Origin of the sequence: Streptomyces sp. NRRL S-337 (genome assembly GCF_000720175.1) — a bacterium.
GTDB classification, from domain to species: domain Bacteria; phylum Actinomycetota; class Actinomycetes; order Streptomycetales; family Streptomycetaceae; genus Streptomyces; species Streptomyces siderophoricus.
This window is the reverse complement of record NZ_JOIX01000050.1, coordinates 1-15,684: the sequence shown is the minus strand read 5'-3', so window position 1 is coordinate 15,684 and position 15,684 is coordinate 1. Positions and strand designations below refer to the sequence as shown.

Genomic DNA, 15,684 nt, shown 5'->3' with positions numbered 1-15,684 from the left:
GTCGGCTTTGTAAGACCCAGCCGGCCCGTCCGTTCACCGGGACGCGACGGCGCCGGTCCTTCTTATTCACCTACCTCCTGAAGGCAAGGCAGAGATGGCACGAGTCTCCCGACAACATCACCCGCAGTTCCCGAACCAGAGCACGCATCCGGTCGACGAGGTGCTCCCCGTCGGCAAACTCACCCTTTACGGTTTCCAGCACGTCCTCGCCTTCTACGCGGCCGCGGTCATCGTCCCGATCCTGCTCGGGAACGCCCTGGAACTCTCCCACGAACAGCTCGTCTACCTGATCAACGCGGACCTGTTCACCTGTGGCATCGCCTCGATCATCCAGGCCCTGGGCGTCTGGAAGATCGGCGCCAGGATGCCGCTGGTCCAGGGCGTCACCTTCACCGCGGTCTCCCCGATGATCGCCATCGGCCAGGGGGCGGGCGGCGGCACCGCGGGACTGCTCGTCGTCTACGGCGCGGTGATCACCGCGGGCATAGCGACCTTCCTCTTCGCGCCGTTCTTCAGCAAGCTGGTGAAGTACTTCCCGCCGGTCGTCATCGGCACCATCCTCACCATCATCGGCATGACGCTGATACCGCAGGCCCTTCAGGACGCGGCCGGCGGTGCGCAGTTGATCGGGAAGCCGGAATACGGCGACCTGAAGAACCTCGGATACGCCCTGGGAACCCTGCTGTTCATCCTCGCCGTGGTCCGGATCGGCAAGCCGTATCTGAGCAGCCTCGCCGTGCTGCTCGGCCTCGTCGGCGGTACCGCGGTCGCCTGGGCCTTCGGCGACGTGGATTTCAGCGCGGTGCAGCACGCCGACTGGTTCGGCGTCAGCACGCCCTTCCACTACGGAATGCCGAAGTTCGAGCCGTTCCCCATCATCGCGATGGTCGTCGTCATGCTGATCACGATGGTGGAAACCACCGGTGACGTCTATGCCATCGGGGAGATCACGCGGAAGCGGGTGGACAACGACACGGTCGCCCGGGCGCTGCGCGCGGACGGTGTCGCGACCGTTCTCGGTGGTCTTTTCAATTCCTTCCCCTACGTGGCATTCGCCGAGAACATCGGTCTGGTGCGGATGTCCCGGGTCATGAGCCGGTTCGTCGTGGTCGCGGCCGGTGTCTTCATGATCGCCCTGGGCCTGCTGCCGAAGGTCGGCAGCCTGGTCGCCGCGATCCCGCACCCGGTGCTCGGCGGTGCGGCGATCTCCATGTTCGGCATGGTCGCCACCGTGGGCATCCAGATCCTCGGCAAGGCGGACCTGCGCGAGGAGCGCAACGCACTGATCCTGGCGGTCAGCCTCGGCGCCGCGATGCTGCCGACCGCCGTCGCCCCGTTCTTCGATCGGATGCCGGAGGGCGTCCGGGCCGTCCTCAACAGCGGTATCACGCTGGGCGGTCTGACCGCGATCCTGCTGAACCTGCTCTTCAACGTCTTCACCCGCCGCAACGCGGTGGAGATCGACTGGGACGAGATGGAGGACGACGGGGAGCCGGCGGACGCGGCGTACCCCCCGCCGGCCGACCAGGACCCGGCAGGCGCCGCCGACCCCCTGGGCGTCCCCGGCCCGGCGGCCGCCCCGTACGACCCGCAGCGCCCGGCCAGGCACTTCCCGCCGCCCGGCCCGGCCCGGCACTTCCCGCAGCACCCGCAGGCCCCCCAGGGCCCGCACTGGGACATGCCGACCCATTGAGCGCGGCCCCGGACGCGCGGTGGGCGGGGAAGGGCCCGCACCCCTCCCCGCCCGCCGCGCTCCCGGGGCCGTCTAGTAGGCGGTCACGGTGTTGAACGGCGGCGCCTCGCCGGCCTCGCCGATCAGCTCCCAGAAGTGGTCGGCCAGCCGGCGCAGGTACGCCGACCGTTCGGCCGCGACCTCCTTGAGGCGGGAGTCGTCGTTGCGTGCCACCAGGTGTCCCATGTAGCGCTCGGAGAACTCGGCGAACTCCGCGTGCATGGTGCGCAGCGCGTCGCTCACCCGGGTCTTGTTCAGCGTGGTGATCTCGATGACCGGTCCGACGTGTGCCTTCCAGCGGCCCTCGATGGCCGACCGCAGGTGCCCGGCGAGTTCCTCGTCCCGTCCCATCACGCCGATCAGCTTCCGCAGCGACAGGCCCAGCGCCTCCACCAGTGCCTTGGTCTGGCGGTAGTCACCGTTCCACCGGTTCGCGGCCTCCGCCGCCCGGTAGGCCGCCGGGTCCATGCCGATCAGCTGGGCCAGCCGGTCCACGCCGATCTGACGGGACATGCGGTGTTCGGCCAAGGTCCGCGGCTCGACGCCCATCAGCACGGTCGGCGGGCACCACAGGACGTCTGCGAGGGCAAACAGCTGGGTCTCGGTGGGGACCTGGGAGCCGTACTCCCAGGCCTCGATGAGCTCGGGCCGGACCGGCGCACCGCAGGCCGTCATGGACTGGGCGACCTGAGCCGTGGTCAGGCCCACGCGGGCCCGCGCGGATCTGGCCTCGGCAGGGGAAAACGGAGTGCTGTACACGTGCGGGACACCTCGCTGCACCCGGCGCTGGAGGGTGCTTTGGGGGAGGGGAGATGGAGGAACATCCAGGAGCGGGCAGATTAACAGATCGTCCATAGGTACGAACCTCCATTTCCCCTTCGACTCGAAGGCGCCGGGACCGTGCGAGGCGTCGGTGCGTCAGAAGTGCACGATCTGTCCCATTTCCCTCATCAACTCGCTTACTGGGTATAGCCGATAGCCCGGTGCTTACCGGGCGGTAGCGCACAACGAATCGGCTCGGACGGCGCGGCGTAATAAGAGCGTTACGCAGATGAAGGTGGGGTGTCACAGTGAACCCCGAGGCTGGCGTTGCCGACCGGACCGCGTGGCGGACCGGCCGGCCGCACCACCCGACATCCGGTCCTCCCCCCACAATCCGATCAGGATGGGACCCTTCATATGCGAGCAATGCAGGAACGCCACGATGCGTTCCGAGGCTTGGAGGCTGCGTTAGCAGCCGTGCGTCCGTGCGTCGTCGTCCGTCCCGCGGAGAGACGGGCATCCCGAACGACCGCGGCGATGCGCATGTCATGCATCTGACAGCCGACTGAACCGGCTGACGGTCCGGGGCCGCCGCACGTCCGGCGCCCGGGCCCGCTTTCGCATGTCTCCTTGCACGAAAGGACATTCCCAGGTGCTCACTTCGCACCACGCCAACCACCAGGGCTCACCCACGGCCCTGCTCGACGACGCAACCGACCCGACGACGCACGTACTCGTCGTCGGCGCCCCAGGACCGCGCCTGGAGCGCCTCACCCGGACCCTGCGCGCCACCGGCCACGCCGTCACCCACGCCCCACCCGGCGAGGTCGACCGGCGGATGGGCCACGCGCACCCGGACGCCGTCGTCGCCCTCGACGACCCGTACGGGTACGCCGCTCCCGGCACGGCCGCGGACCACGAAACCGGCCTGGAGGTGATCCGCGAGGTCCGCACCGCCCCCGCCGGGCGGGCGCTGCCGCTGCTCATGGTCACCGCCACCCCGGAGCCCGCCGACGTCGTCGACATGCTCCGCCAGGGCGCCGACGACTGCATACCCGAGGCCTCCGACCCGGTCGAACTCTCCGCCCGGATCGAGGCCAAGCTCCGCCGCGTGCCGGTCCCCGTCGAGAGCCTGCTGCGCGACCCGCGCACCGGCCTCTACTCCCAGCCGCACTTCCTGGACGAGCTCGACCGCGAGCTCCAGCGCCCGGAGGCCGCCCGGCACGGTGGGGTGCTCGCCGTCGTCGGGGTCGCCGAGATGGCCGCCCTGGAGGCCCGGCTCGGGCCCCGGGTCCGCCGGGAGGTCGCCGAGCGGCTGGCCGGGGTGGCCGAGCGGCTCGGCAGCTTCTGCGACCGGCTCGGCCGGGACGACGACGGCCATCTGCTGATGCTGCTGCCCGGCGTCGACGAGGAGACCGCCCACCGGGCCCTGACGAAGTTCGCCGCCACCGTGGCCGGTACCCGCTTCATCGTCGCCGACGAGAACGTCCGCCTCACCCCGGCCATCGGCTGGCTGCCGCTCACCGGCTGCGCGGACGGCACCCAGGCCACCGCGCAGGCCCTGGACGCCGTTCAGGAGGCGCTCCGCCACCGGGACCTGCGGCCGGTCCGGTACGCGCCGTGGATGCGCGGCACCCCGCACCGGCACCGCCGGCCGCCGCTCGGCGCGCTGATCCGGCCCGCCCTCTCGGCGCTCTCCCCGGTCCTGGCGCTGCTGCTCGGCGTCGCGGTGCCGTTCGTGCTCTACCAGCAGGCGTACACGCTCGGCTGGGACCTGGGCTCGGCCATGTACTGGGTGGTGGTGGGCGGACTGGTGCTCTCCGCGCTGCTGATCGTCCTGGAGTGCCTCTTCTCGCTCGACGCGACGGCCCGGCCGGCGGAACCCGGCGCGCCCTATCCACCGGCCAGCGCGGTCATCGCGGCGTACCTGCCCAACGAGGCCGCCACCATTGTCGACACCGTGGAGTCGTTCCTCCGCCTCGACTACCCCAACGAGCTGGAGATCGTGCTGGCGTACAACACGCCGCACCCGCTGCCGGTCGAGGACACCCTGCGCGAGATCGCCGTCCGCGACCCGCGGCTGGTGCTGCTGCCGGTCGCCGGCTCGACGTCCAAGGCGCAGAACATCAACGCCGCGGTCACCCGGGTCCGCGGCGAGTTCGTCGGCATCTTCGACGCCGACCACCACCCCGCCCCGACCGCCTTCAAGGACGCCTGGCACTGGCTGTCCAACGGCCACGACGTGGTCCAGGGCCACTGCGTGATCCGCAACGGCGAGAGCTCGCGGGTGGCCGAACTGGTGGCGGTGGAGTTCGAGGCGATCTACGCGGTCAGCCACCCGGGCCGCACCCGGCTCTACGGCTTCGGCGTCTTCGGCGGCTCGAACGGCTTCTGGCGCACCGACCTGCTCGCCCGCACCCGGATGCACGGCTCGATGCTCACCGAGGACATCGACTCGACGCTGCGTGCCCTGGGCGAGGGCGCCCGGTTCGCCGTCGACCGCACCCTGATCTCCCGCGAGTTGGCGCCCACCACCCTCAAGGCGCTGTGGAACCAGCGCTCCCGCTGGGCGCAGGGCTGGCTCCAGGTCTCGCTCAAGCACCTGTGGCGGGGCCTTGCGTCACCGGTGTTCACGGCCCGTCAGAAGCTCGGCCTGTTCGTGCTGCTGGGCTGGCGGGAGGTGCAGCCCTGGCTGACCCTGCAGATCCTGCCCATCCTGCTGTACTCGGCGTGGAAGGCCGGCGGCTTCACGCACCTCGACTGGGCCGTGCCGGTGTGCGTGCTGGCCGTGCTCTTCACCCTGGCGGCCGGCCCGGTGCAGGCGCTCTTCGCCTGGCGGCTGGCGGTGCCCGAACTCCGCTCGCGCCGCCGCTGGTTCTGGTCGTACTTCCTCGTCTCGACGGTCTTCTACAGCCACTTCAAGAACATGGTGGCCCGCCAGGCGCACCTCAAGGAGGCGCTGGGCGACCGGCAGTGGCGGGTCACCCCGCGCGCCGCCGCGAAGGCGGTGGCTCCCCGATGAGCACACCGGCCGCCGCGCCGCCGCGCAACCGGGCCGGCGCCATCGACGGCTTCCGCGGACTGGCCGCACTGAGCACCGTCGCCTTCCACGTGTGGCAGCAGTACTTCCGCTACGACGCCGGCGGCAGCCATCCGCCGGTCGACAACCCGCTGGTGGGTGCGGCCCTCTCGCTCGAAGTCATCGACCTGTTCTTCGTGCTGTCCGCGTACCTGCTGACGCTGTCGTACGCGCGGGCCGCGATCGACGGGCGCTCGCTCCGCCCGGCCCGGCTGTTCCTCTTCCGGCGCGCGATCCGGATCCTGCCGCTGTACGTGCTGGCGGTCCTCGTCGTCTGGGCGAGCCGTAACCCGTCCCTGCCGGGCAACTGGCGGGACCTGGTGGAACACCTCACCTTCACCCATGTCTTCGACCAGCAGCGGATCTTCTACACCTTGGGCCCCACCTGGTCGCTGTCGCTGGAGGTGCTGTTCTACGCCGTGCTGGTGGCGCTGGGACCGCTGGCCGTACGGGCCTGCCGGCCGCTGCGGCGGCGCGGCAGCCGGGTGGCGCTGTGCGCGGCGGGCTGCGCGGTGCTGTACGCCGCGCCGCTCGCCTGGATCGCCGTCGCCCACTACGGGTTCGGGGTGCCGCACACCGACTGGGTGGTGTACTTCGGTCCGCAGGCCCGCTTCGGCGGGTTCGCGGCCGGGATGGGGCTGGCTGTCGCGACGGCCGCGCTCGGTGACCGGGGCCGGCTGGGCCCGCGCGCCGCGCTGCTGCCGGCCGGGCTTGCGCTGGCCGGTCTGTTCGCGCTCTCGCTGGACTCCGGTCCGGAGAACTTCACCTTCACCTTCTACCACCCGATCGCCTCGGTGCTGTGGGTGGTGCTGATCTTCAGCACCCTCCACGTACGCCAACCCCCGGTCTGGCACCGGCTGTTGACCGCCCGCTGGCTGACCGCCGTCGGGCTGGTCAGCTACAGCATGTTCATCTGGCACGAACCGGTGATGCTCCAGCTGCACAACGCGGGGCTGCTGCCCGGCGGCCGGGCGGGCTTCTGGCCCGCCCTGCTGATCGTGTTCCTGGCGGCGCTGCCGGTGGCCGCCGTGAGCTACTGGCTCGTCGAGTACCCGGCGAGCCTGCTGGGCCGGCTCAAGGACAGCCGCGGGCGGCCGCGGGAGTTCTATCCCGAGCCCGCCACGTCACGCTGACCGCCCTTGCCCGGACCTTCGCCGGGGACCCGCGCCGTATGCGCCCGGTCCCCGGCGAAGATCCGTTCCAGGTGGTAGTCCAGGGTGCGCCGGACGTCCTGAAGCGAGCGGCGGTGGTGCAGTACGTCGCCGCCCAGCCCGATCGCCCCGGAGACCAGCAGATCGGCCTCCCGCCACGGGTCGAGACCGGGCGCGGTCCGCCCCGCGTCGCGGGCCGCGCCGATCAGGTCCGCCACCAGCCGCTCCAGGGGCTGCTCGGCGGCCAGGAAGACCGCGGCGAGCGCCGGATCGGTCAGGCTCCGGGCGTAATAGGCCGCGAACACCCGTAGCGCGGTGGCCCGTTGGGCGTCCAGCGGCAGGAACTCCTCCAGGACGGCACGGAGTACGGCGCGCGGATCGGCCGGGTCCTGGCGGAACCGGGACCGGGCGATCCGCTCGTTCTCCTCGTGCAGCAGGTGCAGCGCGTCGACCAGCAACCGGTGCTTGGACCGGAAGTGGTACTGGACGGCGCGCAGCGACACCCCGGCCTCCGTGGCCACCTCCCGCAGGCTCGCCGCGTGCAGCCCCCGCTCGGCGGCGATCCGCCAGAGCGCCTCGGCGATCTGCCGGCGGCGCCGGGCGTGCGCGGCGGAACCGGCCGGCGGCGCGGCCGGGGGAGCGGGCGGCTGCTTGCGCCGCCGGTACGCCTTGGCCTGGCAGCTGCGCGAGCAGTACACCGCCGGCCGCCCGCGCCCGGCCGGCGCCATCCCCGTACCGCACATACGGCACGCACGACCGGCCACCCGGTCCTTTTCGTCACGCACAATTCCCCTCCACGGCACCTGAAAATGTGTGACGGAATGCGAATTCGGCTGTAATTCCAAGGCGATTCGCCAATTTCCCAATGGTACGTTCGTAACGTCCCACTGCGGGACGGAAATTGCTGGACCACGCATACGAGGGGGACGTGCACACCCATGAAGTACGACATCCTGCAGATCATCGGGGCGGCCACGATGGTGGTGTTCACGCAGGGGGCGATCCGGCTGCTCGTCGACCACGGGAACACCGGACTGCTCGGCTGGCTCGGCGCCGGTTTCGGCGGCACGCTGGCCGTGCACGGACTGCTCGTCGCGGTGGGCCTGCTGCTGACCGGCTGGTCCCACACCCGCGCGAAGGCCCTCGGCCGGCGCGGCTGACGGTGCCGCCACGGGAGACGCCCGGCCCGCACGGTGCGTGCGGGCCGGGCGTCAGAGGTTTTCCTGCCGGTGGGCCGCTAGCCCACGTGCACGCGCGGACGGCGGCGCGGGTCCGGCTCGGCGCGGCGCAGGACCTCGCGGGTCACCGGCGCGACCTCACCGTCACCGAAGACCAGGAACCGCAGCAGATGGCTCAGCGGATGGCCCTCGGTCCAGTTGAAGTACGCGTGCGGCACCTGGCCGGTGCGCTCGCGCAGCTGCATCAGCACGGCGGCGATGGTGTTCGCCACACCGGCGCCCTCCACCCGCAGGATCTGCGCGCCGTACTCCTCCGCGCCCCGCACGTGCAGGTTCGTGGTGAAGTCCGAGGAGTCGGTGACCGTCACCTCCAGGAACAGCACCGGCCGCCCGTCGGGTATGTGGGTCTCCTCGCGCTGGCTGTACTCCTTCTGCCGGTACTCCTGGGCGTCCCGCTCCTGCGGCTCGTTCGCGATGACCCGCAGCGGCCCGGCCGCGATCGCCGTGTCGATCAGCCGGCTCGCGGTCTCGTCGAAGTCGACCTGTACGGCGCGGAGTTCGAAGGCGCGGTGCACCCGGGACGCGAACGAGGTCAGCAGCATCCCGAGGATGAACAGCAACGCGATCTTCAGACCGTCCGGCCGCTCGATCACATTGGTGACCAGGGTGTAGCCGAAGACCAGGGTGATCGCGCCGAAGCCGACGGCGGCCGCCCGGTGCCGCCGGTGCCGGGCCGCGACGGTGGAGGCGAACGACGCCGACAGCATCAGCACCAGCACACCCGTCGCGTACGCCCCGCTCTGTTCGTCGACGCTGGCGTTGAAGACGACGGTGATGCCGAAGGCGATGGCCAGGAAGATCAGCACCAGCGGGCGCACCGCCCGGGCCCACTCCGGGGCCATACCGTAGCGCGGCAGATAGCGCGGTACGAGATTGAGCAGCCCGGCCATCGCCGAGGCACCGGCGAACCAGAGGATGGCGATGGTGGAGATGTCGTAGACCGTGCCGAACGCCTCGCCCAGGTACCGGTGCGCCAGATAGGCCAGCGCGCGGCCGTTCGCCGAACCGCCGGCCTCGAACTCCTTCTGCGGGATCAGCAGGGTGGTGGCCAGGCTCGACAGCAGCAGGAAGCCGCTCATGATCAGCGCCGCGGTGGTCAGCAGCCGGCGGGTGCCGCGGATCCGGCCGGCCGGCTTGGCCGCGGTGTCGGTGGCCTCACCGCGGATCTGCGGCATCACCGCCACACCGGTCTCGAAGCCGGACATGCCCAGCGCCAGCTTCGGGAAGACCAGCAGCGCCACTCCGACGATCGCCAGCGGTGAGGAGTGCTCGGCGGTCATCGCGCCCCACCAGTCACCGACCACCACCGGGTGCGCCAGCACGTGCCAGGCCGCGGTGCCCAGCACGACGACGTTCAGCGTCAGGTACAGCCCGACGAGCCCGACGGCGATGCCGATCGCCTCGCGGAAGCCCTTGAGGAACACCGCGCCCAGCGCGGCCAGCAGCAGCAAGGTGATCCACAGGTTGGCGCCGTGCAACACCGGCGGCGCGAACGGGTTCTCCACCACGTGCGCCGAGGCGTCGGCGGCCGACAGCGTCATGGTGATGACGAAGTCCGTGGCGGCGAACCCCAGCAGCACCAGCACCAGCAGCTTCCCCGCCCACCAGGGCAGCAGCCGCTCCAGCATGGCGATCGAACCCTCGCCGTTCGGGCTTTCCTTGGCCACCCTGCGGTACACCGGCAGGGCACCGAGCAGGGTCAGCGCGATCAGCACGAGGGTGGCGAACGGCGAGAGCAGCCCGGCCGCCAGCGCGGCGATACCCGGCTGATAGCCCAGCGTCGAGAAGTAGTCGACGCCCGTGAGGCACATGACGCGCCACCAGTGGTGCCCCTTGTGCTCGGCCGGCGGCGTGCCGTGCGGCCCGGGGTGACGGGCGGCATGGCTGCTCAGTCCGTCCAGCAGCCAGCCGCGCCACCGTTGGCCGGGTACGGCCGGGGCGGCAGGCGGGGGCTCGGCCTCGGCCTCGGTACGCGTGCTCATGCGGGTTCGTCCTGCCGTTCATCGGTCGTCGGTTCGGGCAACGAGGAGCGAGTATGCATCACCTGACACCGCCCGTTTCTGCCACCCTGGCCACTTCTGCCCGCTCCGTGCGCCAACCCGGCGTCAGGATCGCGTCAAGATGCCGCCGCCGCCCGTACACACGGTGTCAAGGCACCCCGCACGGCGGCCGCGTGCCTGCCGTGACGCGCACGCTGGCAGGAGTTCCGACGGCAGGAGGGGTTCTTGTGGTCACCCTGCATCCCCCGACGTCCTGGGGCCGCCCGCACCTCCCGCAGTCCACCCGCGGCCCCACACGCCCCCGCCCGCGCACCGCGGCGCCGCCCCGTCCGCCCCGCCTGCACCGGGCCCCGCCGGACCGCACCCTCGGGGCCGAACTCGCCCTGCCGCTCGGTGCCGTCGCCGCGGCGCTCCTGGTGACCGTCCTGCTGCTGGCCGGCGGCGGCGCCCACCCGGCGGTCGCGCTCGCCCTCCTCGCGCTGCTGACACTGCTCGCCGCCGTGCCGGCCCGGCCGGTGCTGCGGCCGGCCGTGGCCCTGGTGTCCTGACTGTTCTACGACGGTTTCGTGCTGAACGGCCACTCCGACCTGGCCTTCCGGTCACCGGATCGGACCGGCCTGCTGGTCCTCCTGCTCGCCGCGCTCGCGGGCGCGGGCTGCGCCGTCGCGCTGCGGCTCGTACGACGGCACCCGTAGGCCGCGCCGCGGGCCCGCCGGCACCCGCCTTCCCTCACCAGCAGCGGCACCGGACGTGCCGGCGCGCCGCCTTGTGGCCGTAGTGGCGGTGGCCGGGCCCGCACCGGTGGCCCCGTGCCGCGCGCCGCCGCTTGCCCGGTGCGGCCAGCAACCCCAGCCCGGTTCCCAGCATCCAGACGTCCTTGGCCAGCGGAAGCCCTTCCTGGGTCGGCCGCGGGCTGCCCGGCTCGTGCATCCCCGGGGTCCGCAGGTACATCCCGACCAGCCCGCCGGAGAACCCGGTCAGCGCCAGTCCGGCCAGCCGGGTGGGCACGAACGGCGCCAGCAGTGCTCCGCCGACCGCGACCTCCGCATACGCCAGCAGCCGGGTGAACCGCTCGGCGGGGATCCGCTGCAGGAAGGGATACGCGGTGCAGGCCATCCCGTGCACGCCCTCGGCGGTGCCCTGGTCGGCCTTCAGCATCGTCAGCCCGGCATTGAGGATGAACGCGCCGGTGGCCAGCCGCGGGGCCACATCACGCACGTCGGGCAGCAGCACCATCGGAGCCTCCCTGATCGGGTCGTCGGCCCCCCGACCGAGCTTAGCCACGGGCCCACGGACGGGCATCCGGGCACGGCCCACCGGCGGGCATCCGGGCGCGCAAGCGACGACGGGTGTCCGGCCGAACGAAGAAGGACCGGGCACGCGGCCCCACAGTCACAGCGCCGGTACGTCGTCCCACTGGTCGAGGATGTCCTCGGCCGAGTCCGGGCCGCCCTCCCGCTGCCCGTCGTCGAGCGACTGCTCGGTCCAGATGACCTTGCCGCCCGGGGTGTAGCGGGTGCCCCAGCGCTGGGCGAACTGGGCGACGAGGAACAGCCCGCGGCCGCCCTCGTCGGTGGTGGCGGCCCGGCGCAGGTGCGGCGAGGCGCTGGTCCCGTCGGAGACCTCGCAGATCAGCGTGCGGTCGTGCAGCAGCCGCACCTGGATGGGCTGGGCGCCGTACCGGATGGCGTTGGTGATCAGCTCACTGAGGATCAGCTCGGTGGTGAACTCGATCGCTGCCAGCCCCCACGACTCCAGCTGCCGCATGCAGGCGGCCCGGATCGGTGCCACGGCGGCCGGGTCGGAGGGCACGTCCCATTCGGCCACCCGGGACGGACCCAGCAGCTGCGTACGGGCCACCAGCAGGGCGATGTCGTCGCTGGGGTGCTCGGGCAGCATCGCGTCGAGGACCGCCGCACAGATCCCGTCCGGGTCGCGCCGCCCACCGGACGCCAGGGCGCTGTGCAGCATCGCCAGCCCCGTGTCGATGTCGCGGTCGCGGTCCTCCACCAGCCCGTCGGTGTACAGCACCAGCCGCGAACCCTCGGCCAGCGTCAGCTCGGCGGTCTCCACGGGCACGCTCGCGCCCAGCCCCAGCGGCGGGGAGACCGGAACCTCGGGGAACGTGACGGACCCGTCCGGGTGAACCAGCGCCGGGCCCGGGTGCCCGGCCCGGGCCACCGTCGCCCGGCCGGCCACCGGGTCGTAGATGGCGTACAGACAGGTGGCGCCGGTGATCCCGGTCCGGCCACCGTCGGACCGTCCCCCTTCCGTATCGCTGCCGATGCCCGGCCAGGCCACCGCGTCGCCGTCCGTGCCCCCGGGCCGCCGGCCCGCCGCCCGGGCCTCGTCCGTGTCGATATGACTGACCAGCTCGTCCAGATGGTTGAGCAGCTCGTCGGGCGGCAGGTCGAGCGCGGAGAAGTTGTGCACGGCGGTGCGCAGCCGGCCCATGGTCGCGGCGGCGTGCAGCCCGTGCCCGACGACATCGCCGACGACCAGCGCGACCCGAGTGCCCGGCAGCGGGATCACGTCGAACCAGTCGCCGCCCACCCCCGCCTGCGCGGGCAGGTAGCGGTGCGCCACCTCCAGCGCGGACTGCTCGGGGAGGGCCTGCGGGAGCAGGCTGCGCTGAAGGGTGACGGCGGTGGTGTGCTCGCGGGTGTAGCGGCGGGCGTTGTCGATGGAGATCGCGGCCCGCGCGGCCAGCTCCTCGGCGAAGGTCAGGTCCTCGTCCTCGAAGTCGTCGGACCGGTCCGAGCGCCAGAAACTGGCCACGCCCAGCACCACGCCCCGGGCCTGCAGCGGCACGCTGATCAGCGAGCTGATCCGGGCGTCCAGCACCCGCTGGGCGGCCTCCAGGTCCTGCCGCCGCCACTCCTCCGACCGGCGCAGATCGGGCACCAGCACGGTCCGGCGGCTCTCCAGGCTCGTCGCCATGGGCGTACCGGGCACGAACCGCAGCACCTCCCCGACCCGGTAGATCGCCGAGCCCTCCGGCACGCCCCGGACCGCCATCCGCCGCAGCTCGGTGTTCAGCGCGGCCTCCGGCTCGTCGCCGCGCAGCACCGGCTCCAGCAGCTCGACGGTGACCACGTCGGCGAACCGCGGCACCGCCACATCGGCCAGCTCCGCCGCGGTCCGCCCGACGTCCAGCGTCGTCCCGATCCGCAGCCCCGCGTCGTAGATCAGCTTCAGCCGCTCCTGGGCCACCTCGGCCCGGCCGGCCAGCACCCGCAGTTCGGTGGTGTCCCGCAGGGTCACCGCCAACCCGGCCGGACCGCCGAACGGCGCGGTCGGCCGGACGTTGACCGCGAGCAGCCGGTCGCCCGCCAGATACACCTCGTCGGTGGCTTCCCGGCCGGACGCCAGCAGGGCGCCGAGCCGTGGCTCCAGCCCCAGCTCCGCGACCGGCCACCGTTCCTGTTCCGCGTCCTCGGGCAGGTCGAGCAGCCGCCGCGCCTCGTCGTTGGCCAGCACCAGCCGCCCGTCACTGCCGATGATGAGCACGCCCTCCCGTACGGCGTGCAGCACCGCGTCGTGGTGGTCGTACATCCGCCGCATCTCGGCCGGGTCCAGCCCGTGCGTCTGCCGCCGCAAACGGCGGTTGACCAGCACTGCCCCGCCGCTGACCAGCAGCAGCGCGCCCGCGGCGGACCCGAGCAGCAGCGGCAGTTGGTGCTCCACCCGCTGGTTCGCCCGCTCGGCCCGGATTCCCACGGACACCAGCCCCACCACCGATCCGTCCTTGTCCTTGACGGGCACCACGGTGGCCACGGCGGTCCCCAGGGCGGACGTGAAGGTGTCGGTCAGCATCCTGCCCTTCAGCGCCTCCCGGAAGCCGGGCCCGGCCACCCGTTTCCCGATCAGCCGCGGATCGGGATGCGTCCAGCGGACCCCGTCGGGCCGGAACGCCACGATGTAGTCGACCCCGGTCGCCTTCCGGGTCGCCTCCGCCTGGGGCTGCAGCACCGCGCTCGGATCCGCGGACTTCATGGCGGCGAGGGTGCCGGGCGCGTGCGCGAAGCCCTCCGCCCCGACGAGCGAAAGCTGCCGGGCGTCGTCCATCACCGAACTCTGGGCCTGGAAGACCAGCGCCACGACAGCGGCGACGATCAACAGCAGCACGAGGGCGAGCTGCACCACGAACACCTGGCCCGCCACACTGTGCGCCGTCACCAGCGCCCGGAGGCGGCCCCCGACGGACGGCGACGAGCCCTGCGACCCGTCACCGTCTCGCCGGAAATTTTCCCTCATGTCCCATATTTAGCATTCCGTTCCCGTGCCGGCGGGACGGCCGGTGACGGCAGCGGCCTGCGCCGCACCCGCCCGAGGGCGGGCGCGGCACAGTCCGTGCGGCGACCCGTTCGCTGAATCGGCGCAGGGAACCGGCTCAGGGAATCGGCTCAGCCCGTCCGCGGGATCTGCTGGGTGATGCAGTGCACCCCGCCGCCGCCCCAGGCGAGGGTACGGGCGGAGACGCCCACGATCCGCTTGGTGGGGAAGAGGGACTGGAGGGTGGCCAGGGCCGCCGTGTCGGACGCCGCGATGTCCGTCGTCGGGACCACGACGCCGGTGGCCGTCGGGTAGTAGTTGGTGTAGCTGAAGGTGATCACCTCGTCCGTGCCCACGGTGAAGGTGGGCAGTTGGTTCATCTCGGTCAGGGTGAAGTGACGGCCCTGGGCGTCCGTGCTGGCCTGCAGCACGCTCTTGTTCTCGGCCAGCCGCGCGTAGTTGGGGTCCCCGGTGTCGGACGGCAGATTGATCAGCAGGCGGGCCGGACCGGCGTAGGCGGCGACGAGGTCGACATGGCCGTTGGTGACGGTGTCCCCGTACATCCCGTACGGCAGCCAGATCATCTTGGTCGCCTGATAGGCGTCGAGCAGTTTCGCCTCGATCTGGGCCTTGGTCAGGTCCGGGTTGCGGTTCGGGTTGAGCAGACACTCCTCGGTGCCGATGATCGTGCCCTGGCCGTCCTGGAGGAGCGCACCGCCCTCGAAGATCATGTCGACGGGCAGCCGCGGGACCCCCAGGTGGTCGCAGACGCCTATCGGGAGGTTGTCGTCCTTGTCGTACGGGAACTTGTTGCCCCAGCCGTTGAAGCCGAAGTCGAGGCCGAGGAGCTTCCGTCCGCTGCGGTCGACGCCGAAGATGGGGCCGTTGTCGCGCGGCCAGCAGTCGTTGATGGGGTATTCGATGACGGTGACGGTCGGGCCGACCTGCTGCCGCACGAAATCGGCCGTGCCGGTGTTCGCCACCATGGTGACCGGCTCGAACTGAGCGATCGCGCGGGCCACATTGGCGACCTCGTTCTGCACCGCCGGAAGCTTCTCACCCCAGTTGTCACTGGCGTCCCACGGGAAGGCCATGAGGCAGCCCGCGTGCGGAGCCCACTCGCCGGGGACGGTATACGTCGTCCCGTTGTACGTGGCGGCGGCGGCGCGCCCGGCACCGGCCCCGAGGAAGGCGGCCGAGGCGGCGGCCATCGCGGAGGCGGTCATGAAGCCGCGCCGGCTGAGCGCCGACTTCCGGGGGATTCCGGCGCCGCTGCCGGATGCGGCGATGGTGCCGGAATCGGATGCGCTCGTTTCGTCCGGGCCGGAGGCGGGTGCGCTGGGTTCGGTCATGCGGAACTCCTCACGTGGGTGGTGGCGTGGGGGGCGGGCACTGGGGCTGTCTCTTATACACATCTCCGAGCCCACGAGACGGACTCCTATCTCGT

At 71.9% G+C, this 15,684-nt stretch carries 12 protein-coding genes; 6 read left to right on the top strand and 6 right to left on the bottom strand.

Translation table 11 applies throughout. The features are described from left to right. Positions 1–94: 94 nt before the first annotated feature. Complete coding sequence (locus IG62_RS0128065) at positions 95–1,693, top strand: nucleobase:cation symporter-2 family protein (protein ID WP_030809147.1); 1,599 nt, start codon at positions 95–97, stop codon at positions 1,691–1,693. Positions 1,694–1,765: 72 nt separating this feature from the next. On the opposite strand, the gene IG62_RS0128060 is transcribed toward IG62_RS0128065, so the two are convergent. Beyond that, the gene (locus IG62_RS0128060) at positions 1,766–2,491 is read right to left on the bottom strand and encodes a transcriptional regulator (RefSeq protein WP_234326780.1); all 726 of its coding nucleotides are present in this window, start codon (positions 2,489–2,491) and stop codon (positions 1,766–1,768) included. A 655-nt stretch (positions 2,492–3,146) separates the two neighbouring features. Between IG62_RS0128060 and IG62_RS0128055 the strand changes: the two genes are divergently transcribed. After that, positions 3,147–5,516, top strand: a complete 2,370-nt coding sequence (locus tag IG62_RS0128055) for a glycosyltransferase (protein WP_030809141.1) — start codon at positions 3,147–3,149, stop codon at positions 5,514–5,516. Then, positions 5,513–6,706, top strand: coding sequence for an acyltransferase family protein (locus IG62_RS0128050; RefSeq protein WP_199812537.1), 1,194 nt, complete (start codon positions 5,513–5,515; stop codon positions 6,704–6,706). The genes IG62_RS0128055 and IG62_RS0128050 overlap by 4 nt, the downstream gene beginning before the upstream one ends. On the opposite strand, the gene IG62_RS0128045 is transcribed toward IG62_RS0128050, so the two are convergent. Then, positions 6,679–7,509: a TetR/AcrR family transcriptional regulator gene (locus tag IG62_RS0128045; RefSeq protein WP_234326779.1), complete on the bottom strand. Its 831-nt coding sequence runs from the start codon at positions 7,507–7,509 to the stop codon at positions 6,679–6,681. The genes IG62_RS0128050 and IG62_RS0128045 overlap by 28 nt on opposite strands. Positions 7,510–7,662: 153 nt before the next feature. Between IG62_RS0128045 and IG62_RS0128040 the strand changes: the two genes are divergently transcribed. Continuing rightward, complete coding sequence (locus IG62_RS0128040) at positions 7,663–7,884, top strand: hypothetical protein (protein WP_030809131.1); 222 nt, start codon at positions 7,663–7,665, stop codon at positions 7,882–7,884. Positions 7,885–7,961: 77 nt separating this feature from the next. On the opposite strand, the gene IG62_RS0128035 is transcribed toward IG62_RS0128040, so the two are convergent. Further along, positions 7,962–9,944 (bottom strand): hypothetical protein, encoded by a 1,983-nt coding sequence (locus IG62_RS0128035; RefSeq protein ID WP_030809128.1) that lies wholly within the window; start codon positions 9,942–9,944, stop codon positions 7,962–7,964. A 245-nt stretch (positions 9,945–10,189) separates the two neighbouring features. On the opposite strand from IG62_RS0128035, the gene IG62_RS49120 reads away from it, so the two are divergent. Then, the gene (locus tag IG62_RS49120; RefSeq protein ID WP_234326778.1) at positions 10,190–10,510 is read left to right on the top strand and encodes a hypothetical protein; all 321 of its coding nucleotides are present in this window, start codon (positions 10,190–10,192) and stop codon (positions 10,508–10,510) included. An 18-nt stretch (positions 10,511–10,528) separates the two neighbouring features. After that, positions 10,529–10,657, top strand: a complete 129-nt coding sequence (locus tag IG62_RS49665; RefSeq protein WP_267887921.1) for a hypothetical protein — start codon at positions 10,529–10,531, stop codon at positions 10,655–10,657. 34 nt (positions 10,658–10,691) lie between these two features. Here IG62_RS49665 and IG62_RS0128025 read toward each other — a convergent pair whose 3' ends face one another. From IG62_RS0128025 to IG62_RS0128015, 3 genes are all read right to left on the bottom strand, one after another. Beyond that, entirely contained in the window at positions 10,692–11,198 is a 507-nt protein-coding gene (locus IG62_RS0128025) for a hypothetical protein (RefSeq protein ID WP_051798703.1), read from the bottom strand. 156 nt (positions 11,199–11,354) lie between these two features. After that, positions 11,355–14,219, bottom strand: coding sequence for a SpoIIE family protein phosphatase (locus tag IG62_RS0128020; RefSeq protein ID WP_078872286.1), 2,865 nt, complete (start codon positions 14,217–14,219; stop codon positions 11,355–11,357). Between the two features lie 149 nt (positions 14,220–14,368). Beyond that, positions 14,369–15,589, bottom strand: a complete 1,221-nt coding sequence (locus IG62_RS0128015) for an agmatine deiminase family protein (RefSeq protein WP_234326777.1) — start codon at positions 15,587–15,589, stop codon at positions 14,369–14,371. Positions 15,590–15,684 lie beyond the last annotated feature (95 nt).

What these genes read in the sequence shown, in the direction of transcription:
- IG62_RS0128065 (WP_030809147.1), top strand. Translation starts at nt 95, where the DNA reads ATGGCACGAGTCTCCCGACAACATCACCCGCAGTTCCCGAACCAGAGC.
- IG62_RS0128015 (WP_234326777.1), bottom strand. Translation starts at nt 15,589, where the DNA reads ATGACCGAACCCAGCGCACCCGCCTCCGGCCCGGACGAAACGAGCGCA.
- IG62_RS0128050 (WP_199812537.1), top strand. Translation starts at nt 5,513, where the DNA reads ATGAGCACACCGGCCGCCGCGCCGCCGCGCAACCGGGCCGGCGCCATC.
- IG62_RS0128025 (WP_051798703.1), bottom strand. Translation starts at nt 11,198, where the DNA reads ATGGTGCTGCTGCCCGACGTGCGTGATGTGGCCCCGCGGCTGGCCACC.
- IG62_RS0128035 (WP_030809128.1), bottom strand. Translation starts at nt 9,944, where the DNA reads ATGAGCACGCGTACCGAGGCCGAGGCCGAGCCCCCGCCTGCCGCCCCG.
- IG62_RS0128040 (WP_030809131.1), top strand. Translation starts at nt 7,663, where the DNA reads ATGAAGTACGACATCCTGCAGATCATCGGGGCGGCCACGATGGTGGTG.
- IG62_RS0128020 (WP_078872286.1), bottom strand. Translation starts at nt 14,219, where the DNA reads ATGAGGGAAAATTTCCGGCGAGACGGTGACGGGTCGCAGGGCTCGTCG.